Here is a 24,505-nt window from a genome sequence, read left to right on the forward strand (position 1 = left end):
CTACAACGCAGCTACTCGGCGCCCTCAATGGTTTCGATGGTCTGCCTTGCGATCTCAAGCTCTTCGTCGGTTGGGATGACCAGCACGTCAATCGCCGAGTCGTCGGACGAGATGCGGCGAGGTCCACGGTTTGGGAGCGCGTTACGTTCTGGGTCAATCCGAATGCCAAGCCATTCGAGCCCCCTCAGCACCTCTGCACGGGTCTCTGGCGAATTCTCGCCGATGCCAGCTGTGAAGGCGAGCACGTCGGCCCCACCAAGGTGCACGAGGTAGGCCCCAAGGTAGTGGCGAATCCGGCGATGGTAGACGTCGAGCGCCAGCTGGGCATGAGCGTCGCCCTCCTCCGCGAGGCGAGAGACATCCCGCATGTCGCCGGTACCAGCGAGGCCAAGGAGCCCGCTGCGACGGTTGAGCAGTTCGTCAAGATCGTCAGCCTCAAATCCGGCCTTGCGCGAGAGGTGGAACAGCGCGGAAGGATCAACGTCACCCGAGCGCGTGCCCATGACGAGGCCCTGGAGCGGCGTCATCCCCATCGAGGTGTCCTGCGACACTCCCCCGTCGATCGCGCACATGGACGCCCCGTTACCGAGGTGCAGCACGATTTGTTTCAGCTCGCTCAGTGGGCGTTCGACAAACGCCGCAGCAGCTTCCGAGACAAATTTATGCGAGGTGCCATGGAAACCGTATTTGCGAACGCGATACCGCTCCGCCAGTTCCCGATCAATTGCGTAGGTATAGGCCTCGGCCGGCATCGTCTGATGGAACGCCGTGTCAAACACCACAACGTGGGGCACGTCGGGGAATGCGATTCGCGCAGCGACGATGCCCTGATAGTTTGCGGGATTATGCAGCGGGGCGAGTTCCGAAAGATCGTTGATGTTCCAGGCAACGTCGTCGTCAACAATCGTCGGCGCGAAGAAGCGCTTCCCTCCGTGTACCACGCGGTGCCCAACAGCCGAGGGCGGCGTCTCGCCCAGGTCGTGACCTGATTTTGCGAAGGCCTCCATCATGGCAGCGAAGCCCTCGGTGTGGTCAGCGATCGGGCGCTCGATATCGCTTGTGCCGTCAACATTGCTGTGCACGGCAAGGCCCATCGGCTCGCCAATACGCTCGACCAGGCCGGAGGCGACGCGCGCTTCCGTTGCCATATTGATGAGTTGGTATTTAAAGGAAGAGGATCCGCTGTTCACTACCAAGACGTAGCTCATGCTGTGCCGCCGTTCGATGTTGCTGATTGATGCGCCGCTGCCTGGTGGGCCGCGACGGTTTGCATGACGCCGGTGAGCGGCGCTTCCTCTTCCGTTGCCGCTTGAATGGCCGTGATCGCGACCGTGTTCAAGATGTCTTCAACGAGCGCACCGCGCGAGAGGTCGTTGACCGGCTTGCGAAGGCCCTGCAATACGGGGCCAACCGCGACGGCACCGGCTGAACGCTGGACAGCCTTATACGTATTGTTCCCGGTGTTGAGGTCGGGGAAGATGAAGACGGTCGCTCGCCCTGCCACCTGCGAGCCAGGCATTTTGGATGCGCCAACCGCAGCATCCGCAGCCGCGTCGTACTGGATTGGGCCTTCGACAAGCAGGTCTGGGCGTCGTTCCCGAACGATTCTGGTGGCTTCTCGCACCTTCTCAACGTCTGCGCCAGAGCCAGACTCGCCCGTCGAATACGACAGCATGGCGACCCGGGGCTCGATACCAAACTGCTGGGCCGTCGCGGCCGACGAAATTGCGATATCTGCCAGCTGGTCAGCGGTTGGATCAGGGTTGACGGCGCAGTCGCCGTAGACGAGCACCCGGTCGGCGAGCGCCATGAGGAAGACGCTCGAAACGATCGATACGCCGGGCTCGGTTTTGATGATCTCAAAGCTGGGCCGGATGGTGTGGGCCGTTGTGTGCGCAGCACCAGAAACCATGCCGTCTGCGAGGCCGAGGTGCACCATCATCGTGCCAAAGTATGAGACGTCAAGCAGCACGTCGTGTGCGAGCTCGGGCGTCATACCCTTGTGGGCGCGCAGCTTGGCGTATTCCTGGGCAAACGTTTCGAGCAGCTCCGAGGTTTCAGGGTTGATGACGTCCGCGCTCTCGATGTCGAGCCCGAGCGCAGACGCGCGGCGACGAATTTCGTCTTCGTCCCCGAGAATCGTGAGGCGAACCACCCCGCGCTTGAGCAGCGTGCTCGCGGCACGGAGAATCCGGTCATCCGACCCTTCCGGAAGCACAATATGCTTGTTGGCCCGGCGGGCGCGGTCAAAGATGCCGTAGGCAAACATGATCGGGGTGAGCACTTCTGGCGCGTGCACCTGCATCGCCGCCACGAGTTGCTCGGCGTCAACATGCTGTTCAAAGAGCGCGAGCGCGTTATCAAATTTACGAGGCGAGTCTGCCGCAAGGCGACCGCGCGCGTTGGTGATGCTGAGGGCGGTGTCGTAGGTACCAAGATCGGTTTCAATGACCGGCAGCGACGAGGTGAGGCCGTTCAAGAGGCTCACCACGCTCTCAGGCAGCGCAAACCCGCCGTTCAGGATGATGCCGGAAACCGTCGGGAACGTCGCAGATGAGTTCGCCATGATCACGGCCAACAGCACCTCGGAACGGTCCCCAGGAATAACGATGACCGAACCTTCGAGCAGTCGGGGCAGCACGTTCTCCATGGACATGCCGGCAACCACGATGCTGAGCGCCTCGCGGCTGAGCATGTCGGGGTCTCCGCGAAGGAGGCGGCCCTTGACCGCTTCCATCACGCTGCCAACGCTCGGCGCGACCAGATAGCGGTCCTCAGGGATGGTCCAGACGGGAACCGGATGCGCGTCAGCACCGATCTCCGTCTCAAGCGCCTGCTCAACGGCAAGCTGAATCGGCTCAAGGTTATTGGGATCTGCCCGGTTCACAACGACGGCGAGCAGGGTTGCGTGCTCGTGTCGAAGCTCACTCGCCGCCACTTCGGCAACGAGGCTCATATCGAGCGACGTGCGGGGCTCGGACTGCCCAAGCATCTCGTTATTGCCCTGGCCTTTTCGCCCACCAAGAACCAGAAGAACCGGCGAACGAAGATTCGCGGCAATACGAGCGTTATAGGAAAGCTCGGTCGGGCTGCCAACATCCGTGTAATCAGAGCCGATAATGACAACCGCGTCGCTTCGCGCTTCTACCGCTTTATAGCGTTCGACAATTCGGGTGAGCGCCTCATCGGGATCCGAGTGCACCTGCTCGTAGGTGGTGCCAACGCAGTCGTCGTAGGCGATGCCGGCAGTCGCGTGACTGCTGAGCATATCGAGGACGTAGTCGCGTTCATCGGTTGACCGAGCGATCGGCCGGAAGACGGCGACCCGCGGCGTTGACCGCACGAGCGTATTGAGCACCCCCAACGCGATGGTCGACTTACCGGTGTGCCCTTCGGCGGATGTGATGTAAATGCTTCGTGCCACAATGCCAGCCTATTTGTTTGTGTACGCATAATTGGTAACACTTGCCGGTAGCCGCAAAACTGCCCGTCGGCACGGGCTCTGTTGCGCTGCGCCGGCGATAGGCCTGGCGGCCGTGACCCTTGCCACAGCAAATGAAAAAGACCCCTCACGCACCCGCCAGAGCCCGGTTACCCTTGCTACGTTTCCGTCCTGGGGGAGTTGGCCTGGATGGCGCCACGTGAGGAGCCTTAACCAGTCTAACGGTTTCTCGCTGCTGACACACATCGAGATTCACGGACGCGGCAATCCTGCTTCATCCACGGCGCCTTCGCAAGCAAGACCTCGTCCGTGTGCGCCCCTGATCGCGCGCCCGAGCTCGCCCTCCAACGCACCGCCAACGCACCCTAATCTCACCCCCAACTCACCGCGGCTTGGTCCCAGAACGGCCGCAGTTGATCGCAGAACGACCCCAGAACGACCCCAGTTAGTCGCAGATTGGTCGCAAATCCACCAAAACCTGCAGCGTTTTGGTGAATTTGCGACCAATCTGTGTCCAACAACAGCCGTCAACAGCCGTCAACGGGCTGCAAGGATGCGGCATGAATGCGGCGTAAAGACCGCACCGGAGATGCCTCAGCGCGTCGCGGGTTGGGAGCCACAGCATTTTCCAGGTAGGATTCATAAGGTTGCTTCCGTGCATTGCACGAAACAACTCCTGGAGAATTCGCCTAGTGGCCTATGGCGCACGCTTGGAAAGCGTGTTGGGTGCAAGCCCTCAGGGGTTCGAATCCCCTATTCTCCGCCACGAACGACACGACACACCCCACAAAAGCACTCTGCTTGCCGATCCACCGGACCGACAAGGGGTTCGCAACCCCTTCCGTTGCCTACCTCCCTCTCACTATGCTCAGGACCATGGGCGAGAACACAACAACTCCCGGCAGCACACCAGACCCCTCCCCCCAAGACGCATCCACTGATCTGCCGACGACAGCATCTAACGATCCGAGCACGAACGCGCAGGCTGCGGCCACCGCGGCAGCAGAAGCAGCAGCGCAAGCACAAGCTGAGCTCGCCGCAGCCATCGCAAAAGCCGAAAAAGCCGCGGCGGATGCGGCCGCAGCGGCAGAGGCAGCGAGTTCAGCGGCCACGGGGCAGTCTGCCCCGTCCACGGCGGCACCCGACCCAGCGGCACAATCAGAGCAACCGGCCGAACCAGAACCAACGGTTGAGCAACCGCCAGCTGAGACACCGGTTTCCCCCGCTGCAGAAGGTCCGCTCACCGCCGAGCAAGTCAGCGCGATTCGGAGCGGCTACACAATAGAAGGTACGGCACTCACGCTCGGGGCCCTCGTCAACGGCGAGGCTCAGCCAGACGTGCAAATCAACATTCCACTCGGGATGCTCAATCGGCACGGCCTCGTGGCAGGCGCGACCGGTACGGGAAAAACTAAAACGCTGCAGGTGCTTGCTGAGCAAATCGCCGCTCTCGGAGTTCCCGTCTTCGCCGCAGACATCAAGGGCGACCTCTCGGGCGTCGCGACACCAGGTGTCGAGAACGAGAAGCTCCTTGCCCGAACGCGAGGTATAGGTCAAGACTGGCAGCCGAGAGCGTCAACCACCGAATACTTCACTCTTGGCGGTATGGGCATCGGTGTCCCGATCAGGGCGTCCGTCAGCAGCTTTGGGCCGGTGCTGCTGGCAAAAGTTCTTGGACTCAACGCCACTCAGGAGTCGAGCCTCGGGCTCATCTTCCACTATGCGGATGAGCAAGGCCTTGCGCTCATCGATCTCGCCGATCTGCAGTCGGTGCTCGCCCATCTCACGAGCGACGAGGGGAAAGCGGAAATCAAGCTCATTGGGGGGCTTTCCTCTCAAACCGTTGGCGTTATCCAACGGTCGGTCATCGGCTTTGCCGACCTGGGTGCCGACGTGTTCTTTGGTGAGCCCGCGATCAATCCGCTTGATTTCATCACAACGGCGCCTGACGGGAGCGGGGTTATCAGCCTGCTTGAGGTTCCTGGCGTCCAAGACAAGCCGGCGCTCTTTTCGACGTTCCTGATGTACGTCCTCGGCGAGCTTTTCGCCAACCTCCCAGAGGTTGGCGATCAAGACAAACCAAAGCTGGTCTTTTTCTTTGACGAGGCGCACCTGCTCTTCGCGGATGCTTCGAAGGCGTTCAGAGAAAAGATCACGCAGACCGTTCGGCTCATCCGATCAAAAGGCGTTGGCATTTTCTTTGTGACGCAGACGCCGAAGGATGTTCCCTCCGAGGTCCTTGCCCAGCTCGGCTCGCGCATCCAACACGCGTTGCGCGCGCACACCCCGGATGACGCAAAAGCGCTCAAGGCAACCGTTTCCACGTATCCAACGTCTGGCTACGCGCTTGGTGAAGTCCTGCAGAGCCTTGCGACAGGCGAGGCGATCGTGACGGTAATGAATGAAAAGGGTTCCCCGACGCCCGTTGCTTGGACGCGGATGCGCGCGCCGCAGGGATCGATGGAACCGACCCCAGAAGCCGCCATGCGTGCGGCCGCGACAGCCTCGCCGCTTATGGTGACGTATGGCACACCGGTTGATGCTGAGTCGGCAAAGGAGGTTCTTGAGGAACGGTCCAAGGCCGCCGCCCAGGAAGTTGCCGCTGCAGAGGTGGCCGCCGAACAAGCAAAACAGGCGGAGAAGGTCGCCGCCGAACAGGCTAAAGAAGCAGTCCGACTCGAGAAGGAACGGATTCGCTTAGAGGAACGACAGCAACGCGAACGCGACGCAAAGGCAAAACGAACCGCTGGGCAGGTCTCGTCGGTCATCACTTCTGCTGCCAGGACGACGGTCAACGCCCTCCTCAGGGGCATCTTTCGCAAAAACTAAACCCTGAAAGTTTCTTATGATTCGGTCGGTACTTTGCGCACAAAATCACCCCTTTGGGGCGAGGCCCGTTCCCTATCGTGCACTGGGAACGCGCCGCATTCGGGTTTGTATAGGACTCACACAAACGGTTTGATCCCAATCCTGAAAGTTTTTGGCGAGATCATCTCTCACCTTGCCAACGCAAAGTGGATAGGCCATAGTAATAAAGGTCGTCCGGAAGCCAACTGGTTAACGGCCAATGTTTATGCGATTGTTACAAAACAAGAGGTTTGTCTATGAAAGCTAGCGGAAAGAACGTCATCGTCGCTGTCGTCTCGGCACTGACCATCTCGCTCACAGCTAGCCCGGCCTACGCAGCCGGTAGCAGTTCATCAGTCCTCCCGGCCACGCTTGCCTCGGTTACGCAGGGCCTCGACGTCACCTCAATCAAAACAACGGCAATGAGCATTGACTCCTTTGAAATCGTCATCGACGGCGTCTCGACCACTTCGGTCAACGACGCCGGGCACCACTTCGATGTCGCAGCCACCATCGAGGCTGCCGTCTCTGAGGTCGGCTCAACCCGCCCTACAGGCTGGAACCAGCCTGGCGAGTGCATCATGAGTGCCCAGCGATGGATTCGCGCCGGTGGCGGAACCTGGAATGGCAGCGGAAACCCCGTTTCCAACTACGCAGGGGCCGCAAAGATCGACATTGATGATGTCACCGCTGGCGACGTCATCCAGTATCAGTATGCTTCTGCCCCAACCGCGTGGGCAACCGGAGTCCACACCGTTCTTGTCGTTGGCACGAACGCCGACGGAACACTCACAATCGTTGAGTCAAACAACCCTGGTGGATCCGGCCTTGTTGGTCTCCAGCAGAACTGGAAGCCAGCTCCTCCGTCAGGCTTTGAAGCCGTCGGCTGGCGCTTCTAAACAAACACCCCGCACCACGGTGCGGCGATAACGCGCACGACGACCCCGCCGCCATCCGGCTTAGCGAATCGTCACTACTGACGCACAGGCCCAATCCGCGACGAGCTCTTCGCGTACGGTGACACCCGTTCCCGCTCCAGTCGGCACGACCAGATGTCCGTCCACAAGTTCGAACGGTTCTGTGAGGTCTTCAGCGTAATAACGACTCGAGCCACTCGTGTCTCCAGGAAGCGTGAACCCTGGCAGTGCAGCAAGTGCGACGTTAGCTGCGCGCCCAACGCCAGTTTCCAGCATCCCACCGCACCACACCGGTATCCCCCGCTCGCGACACGCGTCGTGAACCCTGACCGCTTCGAGATAGCCGCCAACACGACCTGCCTTGATATTGACAATGCTTGTAGCGCCTCGCTCGATCGCGTCAATCGCAACATCCGTCGAGGTGATGGACTCGTCAAGGCAAACGGGAGTCTGAATCTTGCTCGCGAGCCAGACGTGACTCGCGATGTCTTCCTCCACAAACGGCTGCTCGATCAGCAAGAGACCAAACTCGTCAAGAGCTTTGAGCGTGTCAAGGTCGTCCCGTGAGTATGCGGTGTTGGCGTCTACCTGGAGCCCAAGCTCGGCGCCGATGAGATCGCGCACCGCCGCAACGGGTTCTCGGTCCCAGCCAGGTTTGACCTTGAGCTTGATACGCCGGTATCCCTCGGCCACATAGCCGGATACCTCGTCAAGCAAGGTTGGAATATCTGGAGAGATACCAACAGACACGCCACATTCAACCCGGTCGCGTACCGCTCCGAAGTATTCGCCAAAGCTGACGCCCCACTGTCGCAACTCGGCATCCAATAGTGCAGCCTCAAGCGCGGCCTTTGCCATTCGATGCCCAACCACGTGCGACAGCAGGCTGCTCACCGTCACCGCGGTGAATGGCCCTGCGGCAAGCAGTGCGGGGCCAAGGTGACGCTCAATCACGTGAGCGGCGGCATCCACGTACTCTGAACTGTAGAGCGGAGCCGCCATGGCAACACACTCGCCCCAGCCGTCGCCAATATCGGTTCTGACTCGGATGAGTAGCAGCTCTCTTTCGGTCTCCCGCCCAAAGCTTGTCTCAAACGGCCGGACAAGCGGGATAGCAATCCGGTGCAGTTCTATCGCGTGCAGCAGCATCGTTGCTCCTCGGTGTCGCAGATGTCGTTTGATCGGTTAGGCGGATGCCTCTGGCTGGACAAACACGTAATTGCCCGCTTCATTCAGGTCGGGGCGCAGGCCTGCGGCAAACGCCGAGGCAAAGGCATCCATGGATGCGGCTCGCAGCCGAGCGGCTTCGGCAGGTTCCTGCTCTCGCAAGACCTCGAAGTCACGCACAAGCTCGAACACCTCGTCGCCCTCTGGCTCCACGGGATTGATACCGCCAAGGGCGCGACGAACACGCTGCGAGTTGAGGTTCCAACGCACCTCGAAGCGGTCGGTGACGTCGCTTCCACTGATCGCGTCGTCAAGCACACCATAAAAGTTGGGAAGGTACCTCGATACCTCTGCGCCAAGGCGAACCAGGTTCAGGTGCGCGTTACGCTGAATAAGGGGATCATACGTCCAACGGATTTCGGCGATGCCCTGCCCGAGGCACGCGGCACGCTGGTAGAGCTTCATCGCCCGTCCGATACCGACAGCAATAAGCTCCGGCCGGACTGCCGCCATGTGGGAGTGGACGTGAAGGCCCTCGTCCCAGCCGAGGAATCCGAGGACTCCCCCAACAACAACGTCGTCACGCGTCGCAACGATGACGGTGTTTCCTGCATAGCCAAGCGCCTGCACAAGGGCTGCGTCCGGAACACGGCGTTCGCCCCAGGTCTGTTCAAACAAATCGACAACATCGTTGTAGTCGCCCTCGCCGGCGAGGCGCACCTGCACACCCGCGCGTTCCGCAGCAACCTGTGCGAGTTCGTACGCGTTCGAAACAATATCGCTCAAGGCAGCCCTCCCGGCCATTTCCAGTCGTGAAATCCTAACAGCCGGTGAGCGATTATCATCGGAGGTGGGCCCGTTTTGGAAGCGAGTCCCCCGCTCTCAGCCAACCACACGAAGTTTTGACCCGCAGAGGATGCACCGATGACCAACGCCCCAAACGCCTCTGCGTCGAATCCAAGCGACCAGGCAAGCGAACCGGCGGCTTCGCTGCCTCAGCCAGCAGCCGACTTTCCCGCGCCTGTTGAACCGCCTCGTGACCAGCAGCCCTTCCCTGCGCAGGGGCAGGCATACGGAGTTCCACAGCCCCCTGTCAACCAGAATCCAAACGCCTACGGCGCACCGTACGGACACAACGTCCAGCCGCCGCAGCCATACTCTCCGTACGCCCAGCCGTACGCCTCCCCTACTGGATATGCAGCGGCCCCACCACGGCGAGGGTTCCCAGCTTGGGGATGGGTGCTCATCGTATTGGGCGTCATTCTCGCGCTCGGCGCTGGACTCGTCATGCTGCTCGTGACGCTTTTTGGGAACTTCATGGATGACAACGGCTCGGGGTCGAGCCCGTTTGGCGGCTCCAGCAGCCAAGAGTCTGAAGATCAGAACTTCTCTGAGGAGCTCTCGGAGCCAGGCACATCATTCGCGTTTGGCGATTGGGCAACGGTACCCTTCGACGAATCCGACGTTGTTGGGCTCACTGTCACGGGTGTCGAGCAGGTCAGCGATGAACAGCTCGCGACATTTGTCGAAGACTACCCACGAATTGCCGGCAACAACGTCTTCTTCATTCGGTTCCAGGCAAAGCAACTCGGCGATGCCGACCTCAGCTACTCTTCGTTTGATTACGACATGACTCCGATTGATGCCGATGGCAACATAACTGGCACCATCGTTCCCGACTACGTGATCGATGCTCCTGATTGCACGGGCGGGTATTTTGTTGATAGTCCCGCCAAGGGCGAAACGATGGATTCGTGCATGATCCTGTTTGTTGCAGACGGCGGGAACGCCCCAGCGGGCATGCAGTACACGGATTACGACGATTTTGACGAGTCAACAAATGGTCAGCTCACCTGGATCACGAAGCCCTAACCGGGTCTAGTCATCCAGCGCCGGTACCGACCACGGTCGCACAACGAGCCACAGCACGGCAACCGCAATCCCGGCGGTCCCCAACATCACTGACGCCATCGGTATTGCCGAGCCGATGCCGAGCAATCCAACAAGCGGCGAGATGAGGCCGGCCATTCCAAAGTTGGTGGCCCCAAGTAGGCTCGCGGCGGTTCCTGCTTCGCTCCCGTGCGGAGCGAGTGCTAGAACCTGCACGGCCGGAAATCCAAAGCCGCAGGACATGATGTAGAAGAACAGCGGGATGAGCACCCCAACGAGGCCACCATCGAGGGTTGTGGTCACGATAATGGCGGTGGCAGCGAGCACCTGCACGATCGTCGTCGATGCAAGAATCCACTGGGGACCGTAGCGACGCATCAGCAGCGATGAAACCTGCACTCCAAGCACAACTCCGATGGAGTTCACGGCAAACAGCATCCCGTATGCCTGCGGGTTCAGGCCAAACACGCCCTGGAACAGAAATGGCGAGGCTGAGAGGTATGAGAAGAGGCCAGAAAATGTCAGGCCTCCGATAATGGCCGTTCCAACAAAGACGCGGTCGCTCAGCACCGACCCGTACCGTCCCCAGACGCTTCGTTTGGCGGTGTTCCGCCGCTCAGCTGGCAGGGTCTCTCTGATGCCGAGGGCTACGGCGACCAGCACCAGCGCCGCGTAGATTGCAAGGACAGCAAAAATGCCGCGCCAATCGGTGAAAAGCAAGAGCTGCGAGCCAATGACCGGCGCAAGAATGGGCGCGAGCCCGTTGACGAGCGCCAGACGCGAAAGCATCTTGACAAGCGGCTTCCCGCCAAAGAGGTCACGAACCATCGCCATGGCAACAACTGCACCCGCAGCAGCACCCATCCCTTGCAACACGCGGAACGCTCCGAGCATCTCGATAGAGTCTGACAGCGCGGCGCCAACGGAGGCGGCAATATGGACGGTTGTTGCGAGCAACAGCGGAAGACGGCGGCCAACCTTATCGCTCCACGGCCCCATCACCAGTTGTCCGACCGCAAAGCCAACAGTTGTTCCGGTCAGCGTCAGCTGGATGATCGACTCAGGAACGCCAAAATCTGCCTCAAGCACGGGAAACGCGGGCAGGTACAGGTCAATAGTGAACGGGCCGAGGGCGGTCAGCGCACCGAGCACAACAATATAAAGAATCCGGCGGCGACGGCTCAGCAGGTCACCCTGATATCGAGGCACCGTACTGATGGGAATGCTAGCGGTAGTCACCGGAGGTGCAACCTCTCAGACCGCCAGGAAATTCCCAGCAATCAATTATGCGTGGATCGAGGGTTCCAGCTCACGGGCAAAGGCTAGGGGGCGAATGACAACACCATCGTCGGTGACGAGGTCTTGCTCGCGGTGAATGACTCGCTCGAAGCCAAGCTTTGTGTAGAGGCGGTGGGCACCAACCATCTCTGGACCGCTGTTCAACACAACACGATCATTACCGCGTGCAACAGCGAGGTCGCATACAAATGTGGTGAGTACCTCGCCAAGTCCACGGCCGCGCGCGACGGGGGCTACCGCGAGGAGGCGAAAGTCGAGCTCTCCGGGTTGGCCGAGCTGCGACATATTGTCCCCATCGGCAGGGGTCGTGACGGTTCCGAGGAGCTGACCGGTTGAGGCATCCTCAGCAACCCACAGCTGGTGCTCGGTGCCGCGTTCTGCTGTGGCCCTGATATCGGCGCGATAACCGGCGGGGAGATCGTAGTCGTGCTCGTAGGCCGCCTCGGAAAGGTCAGCAAGCGCGTCGTATTCGTGAGCCTGAGCAATCCGGATAAAAACTGAGCCACCATCACGGAGTGGGTACGGATGGGTGACGTCTGTTTGTGGCTCTCGGATGCTGCTGGTGCTCATTTACTCCATCGTACGCGTTCAACGGTTGACTTCGTGACCGTACAAGCCGAAAAAGCCCGTTTTCACAGGAGTTTTCCTGCTCAAGATACGATCGCGAGTTCAGCGCCTAGCGGTCAACGGTCCACAGCGACGACCCTGGCCGACCGACGGTGCCTCGGTCACGGGTGAGGGAAAAGAACGGGTCAGGCTCGCGCTCACCAGTAACAAGCTCCGCGAGCACTTCACCAACCGCCGTCGTAAATTTGTATCCGTGACCCGAGAATCCGGCGGCGATCGTAATCGGCCCAACCCGATCGAGCACAAAATTTTCATCCTTGGTTGTGGTGTACGTGCAGCTCACTGCCTCGGCGGTGTCTGCGTTTGCGGCAGGAATCCATTCGCGAACGTAGCGGATGAGCGCGTCGAGCTGGGCAGGCTCAGGCTGATAGTCCCTGTGGTCAGGATCCACAACCGGCCCAACGCCATGCCAGCCAGCTTTGATGCCTTCGCCAGGCGTGTACATCCCGTAGATGTTCGAGTACCACCATTCGTCGCTCCCACCTGGCAGGTGGTTGAAACCGGGCCAATCCGTCGCGAAGGCTTCGGCGTTGGACGCATCCACGAGCTGAAAATGAGCCGGCTGTTCCTGGGTAACAACAAGCGACGGAAGGTCGACGATGCCTTCGAGGAGCGAGCGCGTCCATGCGCCTGCGGCGACGACGACACTCGACGTCGTAATCGTCTCTCCTCCGTCGAGGGTCACCACCACCCGGTCATCCGCCGCGACGCGGATGCTTTCGACCCTGACGCCGTGACGAATGTCGGCCCCGCGCTCAGCAGCAGCCTCCTGCATCGCGGCAACGGAGACGTCAGCGTTGAGGCGCCCTGCCTGAGGGGTCCACAGCACATCCGTCTCAAATCGCATACCGCCCCAGCGTTCACTGGCGGCCTCCGCAGAGAGGATTTCGGCGGCAAAGCCATGAGCGTCTAGCGCGTCGCGGACTCCAGTCAGCGAAGGATGCGCACCGTGCGTCACAACACCAACCTCGTCAAATACCGAGGTGCCAGTTTCTTGTTCCAACTCCGACCACAGGGGAACGGCTCGCTGCAACAGCGAGAGGTAGTTGGGTTCAGAGTAGCTGAGATTGAGGTTTCGGGACGCCCCGTGCGACGCACCCTCTTTATGCCCAGGCGTAAACCGCTCAAGCAACACAACCTCTCGACCACGCTGACTGAGCTGCCAAGCCGCAGCTGAGCCCATTGCCCCGCCACCGATGACAACAACGTCGACAAACTCGTTTGTGCTCATAATTCTCCTTGAGATCTCCCCAGCCAAAAGTCTATCGACGCGCAAAGGATACCGAGATTCTGTTCTGACCGCGTTTGTCATACGCAGCAACGTTTTTGATTCTCGGCGAGCCCATCGACTGGCCACAGCATCCTCAGAATATGGTGTGAAGTCACCGCGAAGACGGCTTTGTTGAACTCGCCCCCTATAAGTTTGTGAACAAAGACTCGCACCACATCGATCTTTGCCGCTCTCCAGCGGTTGCAGTTTCCGCATCACCGGTCATCCCTTCCATCGATGCACCCCAAAGTCCAACACCACACAGCCGTGTGTCACTGAGAGGTACACCAATGAAACATCCCCTCCTCGCCGCTGCCGCAGTTGCAGCGAGCGCAGTCCTCGTTCTGTCCGGATGCACCGGCTCCGACGACTCCAATGAGTCGTACATGGAGCGCGCTCAAAACAGTCCGCTCTCGAAGTATTGGGAGCAGCTCAACACCTTCTCCGGCTTTGAAGACGCCGATTTTGACGCGCTTAATGTCAAGTCTGAAGAGGTCGTAGCCGAATGCATGAAAGACGAAGGCTTTGACTACAAGCCGACCTCAAATAACGGCAGCATTACCTTCGGAGGCGACGAAGACGGGGTCGAATACGGCACGCGAAAATACGCTGAGACCTATGGCTACGGCGCGAGCCAGAACCTCGAGATGATGGGCGACTCGAGCGGCGAAGATTACGTCGACCCGAACCAGGATTACCTTGACGGTCTCTCTGATTCCGAACGCGACGCGTACTACGAAGCGTTGAACGGGAAAATGCCAACGGAAGAAGAACAGGCCGAGATGGAAGCCGCGATGGAAGACGGCAGCTACATTTCTCCGAGTTGGGAAGAACAGGGATGTTACGGTCTCGCGCAGCACGAGGTGTACAACCAGGGCAACGATGACCCCTGGAGCGACCCAGCAAATCAAGATCTCATGAACTCGATGTCGGCCCTGTACGAAAAGACAAACAGCGATAAGCGGGTTAAGGAAGTCACTAAAGAGTGGTCCTCCTGCATGGCCGACGCGGGACACAGCGACCTCAAGGAGCGCAGTGATGCGTCCAACGAAATCTGGAATGCGCTCAATGAGCTCCAGGGTGGTGGCGGAATGATCGTCGATGGCGAAGGAGGGGCTGTAACCTCGTTCAGCACTGAAGAGCCGGCTGATGAGTACGAAGAGCCAACACCACCGACAGAGAAAGAGATCTCTGACTTCAAGAAGAAGGAAATTGCTATGGCGGTTGACGACTTCGACTGCGCGAAGAAATTCGACCTCGATAACATCATGCTCGACGTGCAGTTCGAGCTGGAAGAAGCCTTCATCGCTGAGCACAAGACCGAGTTGGACGCAATGGTCGCCAAATACGGCAAAGACGATTCCAAAAGCAAAAAATAGCGAGCGGTAGAACCGAATAATGTTTTCACGTAAGAACTCTGATGAGCCCGTTCGTCGGCGCGCAGGCGCCGCAGACGCCTCGGCTGCCTCGGCTGCCTCCGACACGAACACAGACGAAGCATCGGCCCAAATGAACGAATCGTCCGATGCACCCACAGAGGTTCTCAACGTGAATTCATCCGGTCCTTTGGTGGAGGGCGAAACGCCTTCCACCGAAGGAACCGACGCAGATACCCCTGGCAGCGCAACAAAAAAGCGCGTTCCAGTAGGAGCATCAAAGCTGAGCGGCCAACGGCTCATCTGGGTCATTGCCGGTGTCGCTGCCGTTGCAATGATCGCAGGCATCGTACTGACCAAATTCATCATTTCGCCAGCCCAGGCGGCTGCAGATGCAGAGCCCCCAACACCGGGGCTTATCACTGTCCCTATCGACGAACGCGTCGTGTCAAACACCGTGACGACTCGCGGCGACGTCAAATTTGCCGATTCGGTAGACGTCAAACTTGAAACCGGTGACATCGGAGGCTCTCCGGTGGTCACAGGGCAGGTTCCCGAGGCGGGAGCCATCTTCAACCCCGGCTCAATCGCCCTTGAGGTTGTTGGCAGGCCCGTGATCGTGCTTCCGGGCGATCTCCCCGTGTATCGCACGCTCCGCGCTGGGCTCTCCGGGCCCGACGTGCTCCAACTGAAGCAGGCGCTTGCGTCTATGGGTTTCGAATCGGGCAGTCTCGATTCCAACATGTATGACTCCTCAACGGCCGCAGGGGTCAAGGCTCTCTACGAGAGCGTTGGCTATACACCACCAACGTCAACAGGTTCCGGTGCCGGTGCTGCGGCCGGCGCAAGTAGCGCCGACCCAGTCACCCAAGCACAAAACGACGTCCAGAGCGCACAACAGAACCTTGCCCAAGCCCAATCAGGACTCGCACAGGCCCAGGCACCAAATCTCGTGGAGCAGGCGCAGGCAGACAATACTGTTCGCGAAGCACAGCGCGCACTGAACACCGCAACCGCGGCCGGCGATCCAAACGCCATCGCTGCGGCAAACGATGCCCTCGCCCTTGCTGCACTGCAGCAGTCGATAGCCTATGCGCCAAAGGATACTTCGGCAGAAATCGCCCAGGTAACGGCCGCCCAATCGGCACTCAACATGGCACAAGAGGCCCTTGCCAACGCACAAGAATCAGCGCTCACCTCATTGCCGGCAAGTGAGGTGCTGTATCTCAACAGCCTCCCCCGCCGTGTAGATGAAGTATCGGTCAAACGAGGCGGCGTACTGAACGGCGTCGCTATGACCGTATCGGGCGCCACTCTCCAAATCGTCTCAACCGTCTCAAAAGCAGACGCTGAGCTGCTCAAGCCCGGTACCAAAGCTGAGTTCCCCGCCCCAGATGACAGCACAGTTTCGGCAGAAGTTGTGAGCGTCGAACCGCAAAAGAGCACGGGAGACAAAAAGGGAACCACAAGCTACGACGTAGTGCTTGCGCCAAAAGATCTCACTGAGTCCCAGCTCACTGCGCTCAAGGGCACCAACGTGAAGGTCACCATTCCTGTTTCTGCAACTGACGGAAAAGTCTTAGCTGTCCCCCTAGCCGCAGTTCAAGCCGGCCCAGGTGGAGAGAGCCGCATCGAGGTGCTGCTTGACGCGGAGAAGCAAGAGACCAAGCTCATCACCGTCGAAACGGGTCTTGCCGCTGACGGTTACGTTGAGGTGAAGGCGGTCAAGGACGGGGCTTTCGGCTCTGGCGACCCAGTTGTGGTGGGACGTTGACCCTCACCGGTGCCGAGCAGCAGATCGCTGACGCCTCGGAACCGCCTGTCGTTGAGTTTGTTGACGTCGCGCGGAGTTTCCCTGGGCCACCAACGGTCCACGCGCTCAGGGCAAGCAACCTCACGATCCGATCGGGCGAATACCTGTCGATTGTTGGGCCATCCGGCTCGGGAAAATCGACGATGCTGAATTTGCTCGGGCTGCTAGACCGGCCAACCAGCGGCGATTACTTCCTCGACGGTGCCAATACCAACGTGCTCTCCGAAGACGAGCGCGCCCATCTTCGCGGCAGCAGCATCGGCTTTGTATTCCAGTCCTTTCATCTGCTTCCCAACCGCACGGTGCTTGACAACGTATTGCTTGGCACCATGTATAGCGGTCTCCCACGGGCCGAGCGCGAGCCTCGAGCGCTGGCGGCCCTCGACCGGGTCAACCTGTCACACCGGCTCGATTTTTTGCCCGGAAACCTGTCTGGTGGAGAGCGCCAGCGTGTAGCCGTTGCCAGGGCAGTCGTGACGTCTCCTCGTATCCTCCTCGCCGATGAGCCAACGGGAAACCTCGACGTGCTCAACTCCGGCGAGGTGATGGATCTCTTTGACGAACTCCACGCAGAGGGACTCACACTCGTTGTTATCACGCACGATACGGCAGTAGCCGGGCGCGCGGAACGAACAGTGCGTATCGTCAATGGTTCCCTGAATGAGGAGGCCGAATGACAACCACGCCTGCCTCCCCCGATACTCCCGGAAGCGTCGACGATCTGTTTGACGAGGCGCTCGGTCTTGAGGCACTCCGTCTCGAAACCGAATCCGATGCGGCTCAGGACGCGTCAACACCCAAGCGTTCGATTCCCGTTCCACGGTTCTTCCGCAGGAGCAGCAAAACCTCAAACGGCAAGTCCAAACCGCCAAGAAACAGTTTCACCCGCAGAGACCTCATCAATGAGGCCATTCAGGGAGTTGGGGCGAGACCGTCACGTCTGGTGCTGACCTTGCTTGGCACGGTGCTCGGTATTCTCTCGCTCGTGGTCACCGTCGGCCTCGCCCAGACCGCGGCAAACCAAATCAACCGCCAGTTCGACGCGGTCGCGGCAACTCAGGTTGTTGTCACGCCGGCAAAGGCCACCAACGGGGGCGGAGAGAAGAAGGCAACCGGCCGTTTGCCGTGGGATGCCCCGCTTCGCGTTGATTCGCTCGCCGGCGTCGAAGCATCCGCCCTTGTTTCGAAGGTTGACCCTGGTACCAACCTCATCACGGCCGCCGAGATCTACGACCCTGCGGCTTCTCAAGAGGTTCAGCCAGGCATCGTGGCCTCAACCGCCGAACTCATGGATGTTGTGCACGGCACGCTGCAGACCGGCAGGTTCTTCGACAGCGGCCACGAGGCCCGCGAAGACCGCGTCGTTGTACTCGGCAAGAACACGGCAGAGCAGCTGGGCATCAACCGCGTTGACAGCCAACCATCTATTTTCATCGGCGACCGATCCTATACGGTCATCGGAATTATCGACGATGTAAAACGGCGTTCAGACCTCCTTGACGCGGTTGTTCTGCCGGTGAGCACGGCCCGCACCTACCTCGGACTGGCCGGGCTCGACGAGCTGCAGATCCGCATCGCCGTTGGCGCTGGAGAGGTTGTCGGCAAGCAAGCTCCAATCGCCCTCGATCCGAACCGACCAGAGGCATTTGCCGTTGCTGCGCCCCAGAACTCTACCGACCTGCAAGAGAGTGTCCAGGCCGACATTGACGTGATCTTCCTCGTGCTTGGTGGCATTGCGCTCCTGGCTGGTGGGCTTGGTATCGCCAACGTCACGCTGCTCTCCGTCATGGAGCGAGTGGGCGAGATTGGCCTCCGGCGTGCCCTCGGGGCAACCCGAAAGCAGATTGCCGCCCAGTTTGTATTGGAATCGGTCACGACCGGGCTGCTCGGCGGGCTCATCGGGGCAGCCCTCGGAACCTTTACGGTTGTCGTCATTTCGGTTATGCAAGAGTGGGCACCAGTGCTTGATATCTGGGTTCCAATCGGTGGTGCCGCCCTCGGTGGTATTGTCGGGTTGATCGCTGGCACCTATCCCGCGTTGAAGGCCTCTCGTATTGAGCCGATTACCGCGCTCCGCGGCGGGGTATAGGTCAGTCAGAGCCAAAACGAAAGCAGCGCATGACATCATCCGTGGCAGGACACACCATCCGGACAGCCTTCGAGCAGCGAATGCCCAGCGTTCAACAGCTTCGGGAGCGAGGCACCGTCAAATGGAACACCTACCCGGAAGATGTGCTCCCGCTCTGGGTTGCGGAAATGGATCTGCCAACGGCGCCGCCGATTCTTGATGCCTTAGAAGCCGCAATCCGCCGGGAGAATTTTGGCTACCCGCTTGCCGACCATCCTCGGTTACAGGCTGCAACGGCTGAGTGGCATCGCCGCCGATACGGGGCGGCCATCAATCCTGATTTTGTGCACGACGTGCCCGGCGTGCTCACCGGGTTGCGTATCGCGATCGACTCGTTTACCGAGGCAGGCACGGCAGTTATACTCCCGATACCTTCATACCCACCATTTCTTGATGTCATTCGGCAGAGTGGTCGCGAAGTTATTGAGATTCCGATGCTGAATCCCACGAGCTCCCCCGCCTACGATTTTGATGCCATCGAGCGGGCATTCGCCAGCGGTGCCGGTTCGATCATCCTCTGTAATCCGCATAACCCACTCGGCCGGGCGTTCACTTTGCCCGAGCTCACCAGGCTCAGCCAGATCGTTGCGCAGTACGGCGGCCGGGTGCTCAGCGATGAGATTCACGCTCCTCTTGTCTACGGCTCTGCCCACGTTCCCTACGCCACGATCAGTGACGAGGCCGCGACGCATACCGTGACGATCACGGCGGCCTCAAAGGCGTGGAACATCGCAGGCCTGAAATGCGCGCAGGTTATCTTGAGTTCGAGTGCCGACCAGGATGTTTGGGCCGGCATCCACCACCTCATCCCGCAGGGTGCCACAACGCTTGGCATGGAGGCAACGATTGCGGCGTATTCCGAGGGCGGGCCGTGGCTCGACGAGACGCTCAACTACCTGCGAGGCAACCGAGATCGTGTTGTCGCGTGGGCCAACGACGTTGTCCCCGAGGCCAGAATGGTCGCGCCAGAGGCAACCTATCTCGGTTGGATTGATTTTGCCGAGGCCGATCTCCCAGGCGATCCGTACGATTTTTTCCTTGGCGAAGCCAAAGTAGCGCTCAACCCCGGTCGTCATTTTGGGTCTGCCTCTGCGGCCTCAACCCGGATCAACTTTGGCACGACGGCACCGGTCTTGGAACGAGCCCTCGAGGCCATGACTGGGGCTATCCAGCGCAACGCTCGCGGGTAACCCACACGCCGGTCAACTGGCTGAACGGCCCCTCATGACGCCGCGTGACGAATGCTACGACGCCTCTCGCGCCCTCATTCCACCGGGCTTAGCCTTGGGGTACTCATCCGCGCCCCGCGGTGAGCCAGCGGCAGAGGAGAGCATGATGAGCATCCCATCAGTAATCGAAGTGGCAAAGCCACTGCTCGACGTCACTGGCTCTGATCTTATGGTGCCCCTGCTTGATGGTTCACAGTCCCGTTACGTCAACCTCGACTACGCGGCAAGCGCGCCCGCGTTAGGCGTTGTGGCCGACCGAGTGACCGAAGCCCTCGGGCTCTACGCGAGCGTTCACCGTGGCGCGGGGTATGCCTCCGACATCAGCACAACTGCGTATGAGAACGCCCGCGACACCGTCGCCCGTTTTGTTGGCGCTCCCGCCGGATACCCTGTCATCTTCACCAGGAATACTACAGACTCGCTAAATCTCCTTGCCAGCGCGGTACCTGGCGACACGCTTGTGCTCGACATCGAGCACCACGCCAATTTCCTCCCCTGGTCCCCTCGCGGCCGCAGGGTTCTCACGGCGCTCGACACGCTCGACGAAACGCTCGAAGCGCTTGAGAACGAACTGCGCCGCCAGCCAGCGGCACTCGTCGCGGTGACCGGGGCGAGCAACGTGACCGGAGAGGTCCTCCCCCTTCGCCGAATCGCGGATGTGGTCCACAAATTTGGCACGCGGCTCGCTGTTGACGGCGCGCAGCTTGTCCCCCACCGCAGGGTGAACATGCGAGAACAGGGTATCGATTACCTGGCGTTCTCTGGCCACAAGACCTACGCGCCGTTTGGGGCTGGTGTGCTCGTTGGCCGGCGCGACTGGCTCGATAAGGCAGAGCCGTACCTTCGAGGCGGCGGGGCCGTGACAACCGTTGACACCGAGCAGCAGGGTTGGCGCACAGGGCCACATCGCCATGAGGGTGGCTCACCAAATGTGCTCGGGGTTATCGGTCTTGCTCGGGCCGTCGAGGCGCTTGCCGAACTTGATCCGTCTGAGTGGTACCAACACGAGGCCGAACTGCGCGAGGCCTGTATCAGCGGCCTCGGTCAGATTCCCCAAGCACGCGTGCTGCAAATCTTCTCTGATTCAGAGGCCCCAGTAGGTGTTGTCAGCTTCTCTCTTGACGGCGTAGATTCCCGTCACTTAGCCGTTGTCCTCGCCGCCGAATACGGTATCGGTGTGCGCGACGGCAAATTCTGCGCCCATCCGCTGCTCGCCAGGCTGCAGCAGACCAGCCCGGCTCTTCGCGTCAGTTTTGGTGTTGGCTCTACAAAGCGCGATGTGACCGCGCTGTTGACGGCGCTCACCGATTATCTCGCGCACGGTCCCCGCGGGCTCTACGAGCGGGTTGATGACAACTGGGTTGTGGTCAACGATGTCCGCGACCGCCCGTCCTGGGCCCAGTTACCTGACGAGGACCGCGAATACTTCGGCTGCGCCGGCTAATACATCACGCTGGCCTGTGACGCACAGGCCGCGTTAAGCAGTAGCATGAAACACCATATTCCTTCGACGAAAGGGTGCTCTCATGATTCCCGACATTAACTACTGGGCCGTGCTGTTGGCAACTCTCTCCAGCATGATTGTGGGTTCCGTCTGGTACACGCCAAAGGTCTTTGGCAATTACTGGATGAAGGCAGCCAACGTTACCCCGTCTGGCAACGCTGGCGATGCCGTCAAACCAATTCTGGTGACCGTCGTCGTCAGCTTTGTAACGGCGTGGGTGCTTGCGGGGGCCGTCTACCTCAGCTGGAGCTTCTACGGCGGCTCGTTCCTAGTGAACGCCCTGCTCACCGGCTTGATTCTTTGGGCGGGTTTCACCGCAGCGCGGTTCATCACCCACGACGCCTTCGACGGTCGGCCAACGGGTCTCACCGTGCTCAACGTGTCCCACGAGCTCGTCACGATTATGATCATGGCGCTGCTCATCGGGGTTTGGCCACCCGCTGGAAGCGTCTAGCCCCAAGACCATTTGTTGTGTTGCTCGGCGGCGAGTGCCCTAGCGTTTGAGGATGTTGCGAAGCGCCGGTTCGAGCTCCGGCCATCGGAACTCAAATCCGCTCTCAACGAGCCGCTCCGGCAGCACCCAGCGGCTCTTCAACACCAGCTCTGGCTCCGTCCTGAGCACAAACATGGCTGGCTCAAGCATCCACCGGTGGGCGGTCAGGCCGACGGGCATCTTCACTATGCGTCGGAGGCTGCGCATGAGTGTCGTGTTGTCACGAGGGTTTGGCGAGGAGAGGTTGATGACTCCGTCGAGTGCTGGAGTATCGCGGATGTGCCACATGGCTCGCAGGACATCGTCCGTGTGAATCCAGCTGAACCGCTGGCGTCCGCGGGAGTCGTGCCAGTCGGGGCCAGTAGCGGTCGTTGGATGCGCGGCTGAGCCGGTTCCATGAGCGATGCCTCGATACCTGTTGGAACTGAAGAACCAGCGGCCGTCGCGCTGCGGCCCGCCAAGACCAACCCGAGCGAGTGTTGCAAGCATCTGGGTGGCAGGACCGTCGCCGAGGACGATGGCCATCCGAAGTGCGACGCGCCTGGTATTGGGCAGCTCTCCCTCAAAAAGTTCGCGTTCCCAGGCCCGAGCAACGTCGACCGAGAATCCTTTACCGAGCTCGCCGTCAGCCTCGGTCTGAGGACGGCCCATCGCATACCGGTAGATAGTGGCAGTGCTCGCGTTGAGCCACAGCGCCGGCGGTTCGGGCGAAGCAGCAATAGCTTCGCGGAGCGCCCTGGTCGTCTCAACCCGTGAGCGCAAGACCTCGTTGCGGTTGGCATCCGTGTAGCGGCAGTTGACGCTCTTGCCTGCAAGGTTAACGAGCAGATCGGAACCGTCGATCACTCGCTGGATGCCGGCGCTGTCGCCCCAGCGAGCATCCCCGCCGGCCCTGCTGATGGTGCGGACCTGGTAGCCCTGAGCCGTGAGGTCGGCGATGACGGCCTGCCCGATAAAACCAGAACCGCCGGCCACAACCGCCACCCCGCTCGTGCGGTGGCGGCCGTTGTGCAGGCGGTGTTTGGTCATGGTTAGAAGTCCCAGTCTTCGTCCTCAGTAACCACCGGCCTTGCCAATGACGTAGGACGAGCCCGAGCCAGAGAAGAAGTCGTGGTTTTCGTCGGCGTTTGCGGACAGCGCCGACAGGATTGCCGGGTTGACATCGGTGGTCGACTTGGGAACAGCGGCTCGTAGCCGAGGTTCATGAGCGCCTTATTGGCGTTGTAGTGCAGGAACTTCTTGACGTCTTCGGTGAGACAGACGGTGTCGTAGAGGTCCTGCGTGTACTGCACCTCGTTCTCGTAGAGCTCGTACATGAGGCTGAAGGTGTAGTCCTTGAGCTCTTCGCGCTTCTCTGGCGAGACGCGCTCGAGTCCGCGCTGGAAACTTGTAGCCGATTGTAGTACCCGTGAACGGCCTCGTCGCGAATGATGAGGCGGATGAGATCTGCCGTGTTGGTGAGTTTTGCGCGGCTCGACCAGTACATGGGCAGGTAAAACCCGGAGTAGAAGAGGAACGACTCGAGCAGCGTCGAGGCGATCTTGCGCTTGAGCGGCTCGTCTCCACGGTAGTAGTCCATGATGATCTTGGCTTTTTTCTGCAGGTACGGGTTTTCAACCGACCAGCGGAATGCGTCGTCAATCTCGCGGGTGGAGCACAGGGTTGAGAAGATCGACGAGTAGCTCTTGGCGTGCACCGACTCCATGAAGGCGATGTTGGTGTACACGGCTTCTTCGTGAGGCGTGATCGCGTCAGGGATGAGCGACACGGCGCCAACGGTTCCCTGGATGGTGTCAAGCAGCGTCAGGCCGGTGAAGACGCGCATGGTGAGCGTCTTCTCGTCGTCGGTGAGCGTTGCCCACGACTGGATGTCGTTCGACAGCGGCACCTTCTCTGGGAGCCAGAAATTGTTGACCAGGCGGTTCCAGACCTCGACGTCTTTATCGTCTTGGATGCGGTTCCAGTTGATGGCTTGTACGTGATCGATCAGCTTCAGCTTCTCAGTCATTTTGTGTCCTTTTGTGTTTCTGTGCGAAGGCGCTTATGGCCGGTGGCGTGACGTTCGATGCACCTGCGCTGGGCAGGGGCTGGGTTGGGAGCGCTCTTGTGCCCCCAACCGTCGGCTTTACAGCATGCAGCTGACGCAGCCCTCAACCTCGGTGCCCTCAAGCGCAAGCTGGCGGAGACGGATGTAGTAGATCGTCTTGATGCCCTTGCGCCATGCGTAGATCTGCGCCTTGTTGATGTCGCGGGTGGTCGCCGTGTCCTTGAAGAACAGCGTGAGCGACAGGCCCTGGTCAACGTGCTGGGTTGCGGCGGCGTAGGTGTCGATAACCTTCTCTGCCCCAACCTCGTAGGCGTCCTGGTAGTACTCGAGGTTGTCGTTAGTCATGAACGGAGCCGGGTAGTACACGCGGCCGATCTTGCCCTCTTTACGGATCTCAATCTTCGAGGCGATTGGGTGAATCGACGAAGTCGAGTAGTTGATGTACGAGATCGAACA

The 24,505-nt window shown here is 60.2% G+C and carries 18 protein-coding genes, 1 tRNA gene, 1 other RNA gene and 2 pseudogenes; 11 read left to right on the forward strand and 11 right to left on the reverse strand.

The features are described 5' to 3' along the window. Positions 1-11: 11 nt before the first annotated feature. From FHX76_RS15495 to ffs, 3 genes are all read right to left on the reverse strand, one after another. On the reverse strand, positions 12-1,208 hold the full coding sequence (locus FHX76_RS15495) for an acetate/propionate family kinase (protein WP_167152263.1): 1,197 nt from the start codon (positions 1,206-1,208) through the stop codon (positions 12-14). Then, positions 1,205-3,424, reverse strand: a complete 2,220-nt coding sequence (gene pta / locus FHX76_RS15500; RefSeq protein ID WP_167152265.1) for a phosphate acetyltransferase — start codon at positions 3,422-3,424, stop codon at positions 1,205-1,207. Before pta ends, FHX76_RS15495 begins: the two co-directional genes overlap by 4 nt. A gap of 133 nt (positions 3,425-3,557) precedes the next feature. Continuing rightward, an RNA gene (gene ffs / locus FHX76_RS15505) (signal recognition particle sRNA small type) lies at positions 3,558-3,654 on the reverse strand. A gap of 466 nt (positions 3,655-4,120) precedes the next feature. Between ffs and FHX76_RS15510 the strand changes: the two genes are divergently transcribed. The 3 genes from FHX76_RS15510 (at position 4,121) to FHX76_RS15520 (ending at position 7,188) form a co-directional block, all read left to right on the forward strand. Beyond that, positions 4,121-4,208: transfer RNA gene (locus FHX76_RS15510), tRNA-Ser, on the forward strand. Positions 4,209-4,318: 110 nt separating this feature from the next. After that, positions 4,319-6,271 (forward strand): helicase HerA-like domain-containing protein, encoded by a 1,953-nt coding sequence (locus tag FHX76_RS15515; protein ID WP_167152267.1) that lies wholly within the window; start codon positions 4,319-4,321, stop codon positions 6,269-6,271. A 275-nt stretch (positions 6,272-6,546) separates the two neighbouring features. Beyond that, positions 6,547-7,188: a lipase gene (locus FHX76_RS15520; protein ID WP_167152269.1), complete on the forward strand. Its 642-nt coding sequence runs from the start codon at positions 6,547-6,549 to the stop codon at positions 7,186-7,188. Between the two features lie 60 nt (positions 7,189-7,248). Here FHX76_RS15520 and menC read toward each other — a convergent pair whose 3' ends face one another. Together menC and FHX76_RS15530 are read right to left on the reverse strand one after the other, a co-directional pair. Next, positions 7,249-8,355, reverse strand: coding sequence for an o-succinylbenzoate synthase (menC, locus tag FHX76_RS15525; protein ID WP_167152271.1), 1,107 nt, complete (start codon positions 8,353-8,355; stop codon positions 7,249-7,251). A gap of 36 nt (positions 8,356-8,391) precedes the next feature. Then, positions 8,392-9,159 (reverse strand): hypothetical protein, encoded by a 768-nt coding sequence (locus tag FHX76_RS15530; RefSeq protein WP_167152273.1) that lies wholly within the window; start codon positions 9,157-9,159, stop codon positions 8,392-8,394. Positions 9,160-9,297: 138 nt separating this feature from the next. Here FHX76_RS15530 and FHX76_RS15535 point away from each other — a divergent pair, with 138 nt between their 5' ends. After that, entirely contained in the window at positions 9,298-10,245 is a 948-nt protein-coding gene (locus FHX76_RS15535) for a hypothetical protein (RefSeq protein ID WP_167152275.1), read from the forward strand. A 6-nt stretch (positions 10,246-10,251) separates the two neighbouring features. On the opposite strand, the gene FHX76_RS15540 is transcribed toward FHX76_RS15535, so the two are convergent. The 3 genes from FHX76_RS15540 to FHX76_RS15550 form a co-directional block, all read right to left on the reverse strand. Continuing rightward, complete coding sequence (locus tag FHX76_RS15540; protein ID WP_341777980.1) at positions 10,252-11,502, reverse strand: multidrug effflux MFS transporter; 1,251 nt, start codon at positions 11,500-11,502, stop codon at positions 10,252-10,254. A 45-nt stretch (positions 11,503-11,547) separates the two neighbouring features. Next, positions 11,548-12,132 carry a GNAT family N-acetyltransferase gene (locus tag FHX76_RS15545; protein WP_167152277.1) on the reverse strand — a complete coding sequence of 195 codons (585 nt, stop codon included), beginning with the start codon at positions 12,130-12,132 and terminating at the stop codon, positions 11,548-11,550. A 106-nt stretch (positions 12,133-12,238) separates the two neighbouring features. After that, positions 12,239-13,420, reverse strand: coding sequence for an FAD-dependent oxidoreductase (locus FHX76_RS15550; protein ID WP_167152278.1), 1,182 nt, complete (start codon positions 13,418-13,420; stop codon positions 12,239-12,241). Positions 13,421-13,749: 329 nt separating this feature from the next. Between FHX76_RS15550 and FHX76_RS15555 the strand changes: the two genes are divergently transcribed. From FHX76_RS15555 to FHX76_RS15585, 7 genes are all read left to right on the forward strand, one after another. Beyond that, positions 13,750-14,838, forward strand: coding sequence for a hypothetical protein (locus FHX76_RS15555; RefSeq protein ID WP_167150486.1), 1,089 nt, complete (start codon positions 13,750-13,752; stop codon positions 14,836-14,838). Between the two features lie 19 nt (positions 14,839-14,857). Further along, entirely contained in the window at positions 14,858-16,609 is a 1,752-nt protein-coding gene (locus tag FHX76_RS15560; protein ID WP_243848891.1) for an efflux RND transporter periplasmic adaptor subunit, read from the forward strand. After that, positions 16,606-17,325 carry an ABC transporter ATP-binding protein gene (locus FHX76_RS15565; RefSeq protein ID WP_208402642.1) on the forward strand — a complete coding sequence of 240 codons (720 nt, stop codon included), beginning with the start codon at positions 16,606-16,608 and terminating at the stop codon, positions 17,323-17,325. Before FHX76_RS15560 ends, FHX76_RS15565 begins: the two co-directional genes overlap by 4 nt. After that, the gene (locus FHX76_RS15570) at positions 17,322-18,737 is read left to right on the forward strand and encodes an ABC transporter permease (protein ID WP_167150488.1); all 1,416 of its coding nucleotides are present in this window, start codon (positions 17,322-17,324) and stop codon (positions 18,735-18,737) included. Before FHX76_RS15565 ends, FHX76_RS15570 begins: the two co-directional genes overlap by 4 nt. Positions 18,738-18,766: 29 nt before the next feature. Further along, entirely contained in the window at positions 18,767-19,966 is a 1,200-nt protein-coding gene (locus tag FHX76_RS15575) for a MalY/PatB family protein (RefSeq protein ID WP_208402643.1), read from the forward strand. Positions 19,967-20,108: 142 nt separating this feature from the next. Continuing rightward, positions 20,109-21,449 (forward strand): aminotransferase class V-fold PLP-dependent enzyme, encoded by a 1,341-nt coding sequence (locus FHX76_RS15580; RefSeq protein ID WP_208402644.1) that lies wholly within the window; start codon positions 20,109-20,111, stop codon positions 21,447-21,449. Positions 21,450-21,531: 82 nt separating this feature from the next. Next, a complete protein-coding gene (locus tag FHX76_RS15585; RefSeq protein WP_167150489.1) occupies positions 21,532-21,963 on the forward strand; it encodes a DUF1761 domain-containing protein in 432 nt (143 codons plus the stop codon). A 39-nt stretch (positions 21,964-22,002) separates the two neighbouring features. Here FHX76_RS15585 and FHX76_RS15590 read toward each other — a convergent pair whose 3' ends face one another. The 3 genes and pseudogenes from FHX76_RS15590 to FHX76_RS15600 all read right to left on the reverse strand — a co-directional run. Beyond that, positions 22,003-23,031, reverse strand: a complete 1,029-nt coding sequence (locus tag FHX76_RS15590) for an epimerase (protein WP_167152280.1) — start codon at positions 23,029-23,031, stop codon at positions 22,003-22,005. Positions 23,032-23,033: 2 nt separating this feature from the next. Further along, positions 23,034-24,010: pseudogene (gene nrdF / locus FHX76_RS15595) on the reverse strand (class 1b ribonucleoside-diphosphate reductase subunit beta). A 117-nt stretch (positions 24,011-24,127) separates the two neighbouring features. After that, positions 24,128-24,505: pseudogene (locus tag FHX76_RS15600) on the reverse strand (class 1b ribonucleoside-diphosphate reductase subunit alpha); the annotation flags it as partial.

Source organism: Lysinibacter cavernae (genome assembly GCF_011758565.1).
In the GTDB taxonomy this organism is placed as follows: Bacteria; Actinomycetota; Actinomycetes; order Actinomycetales; family Microbacteriaceae; genus Lysinibacter; species Lysinibacter cavernae.

Excerpts from the sequence above, each read along its gene's own strand:
- FHX76_RS15570 (WP_167150488.1), top strand. The coding sequence starts at position 17,322 with ATGACAACCACGCCTGCCTCCCCCGATACTCCCGGAAGCGTCGACGAT.
- FHX76_RS15545 (WP_167152277.1), bottom strand. The coding sequence starts at position 12,132 with ATGAGCACCAGCAGCATCCGAGAGCCACAAACAGACGTCACCCATCCG.
- FHX76_RS15585 (WP_167150489.1), top strand. The coding sequence starts at position 21,532 with ATGATTCCCGACATTAACTACTGGGCCGTGCTGTTGGCAACTCTCTCC.
- FHX76_RS15550 (WP_167152278.1), bottom strand. The coding sequence starts at position 13,420 with ATGAGCACAAACGAGTTTGTCGACGTTGTTGTCATCGGTGGCGGGGCA.
- menC (WP_167152271.1), bottom strand. The coding sequence starts at position 8,355 with ATGCTGCTGCACGCGATAGAACTGCACCGGATTGCTATCCCGCTTGTC.
- FHX76_RS15590 (WP_167152280.1), bottom strand. The coding sequence starts at position 23,031 with ATGACCAAACACCGCCTGCACAACGGCCGCCACCGCACGAGCGGGGTG.
- FHX76_RS15520 (WP_167152269.1), top strand. The coding sequence starts at position 6,547 with ATGAAAGCTAGCGGAAAGAACGTCATCGTCGCTGTCGTCTCGGCACTG.
- FHX76_RS15560 (WP_243848891.1), top strand. The coding sequence starts at position 14,858 with ATGTTTTCACGTAAGAACTCTGATGAGCCCGTTCGTCGGCGCGCAGGC.
- FHX76_RS15555 (WP_167150486.1), top strand. The coding sequence starts at position 13,750 with ATGAAACATCCCCTCCTCGCCGCTGCCGCAGTTGCAGCGAGCGCAGTC.
- FHX76_RS15580 (WP_208402644.1), top strand. The coding sequence starts at position 20,109 with ATGATGAGCATCCCATCAGTAATCGAAGTGGCAAAGCCACTGCTCGAC.
- FHX76_RS15575 (WP_208402643.1), top strand. The coding sequence starts at position 18,767 with ATGACATCATCCGTGGCAGGACACACCATCCGGACAGCCTTCGAGCAG.
- FHX76_RS15535 (WP_167152275.1), top strand. The coding sequence starts at position 9,298 with ATGACCAACGCCCCAAACGCCTCTGCGTCGAATCCAAGCGACCAGGCA.
- FHX76_RS15515 (WP_167152267.1), top strand. The coding sequence starts at position 4,319 with ATGGGCGAGAACACAACAACTCCCGGCAGCACACCAGACCCCTCCCCC.
- FHX76_RS15495 (WP_167152263.1), bottom strand. The coding sequence starts at position 1,208 with ATGAGCTACGTCTTGGTAGTGAACAGCGGATCCTCTTCCTTTAAATAC.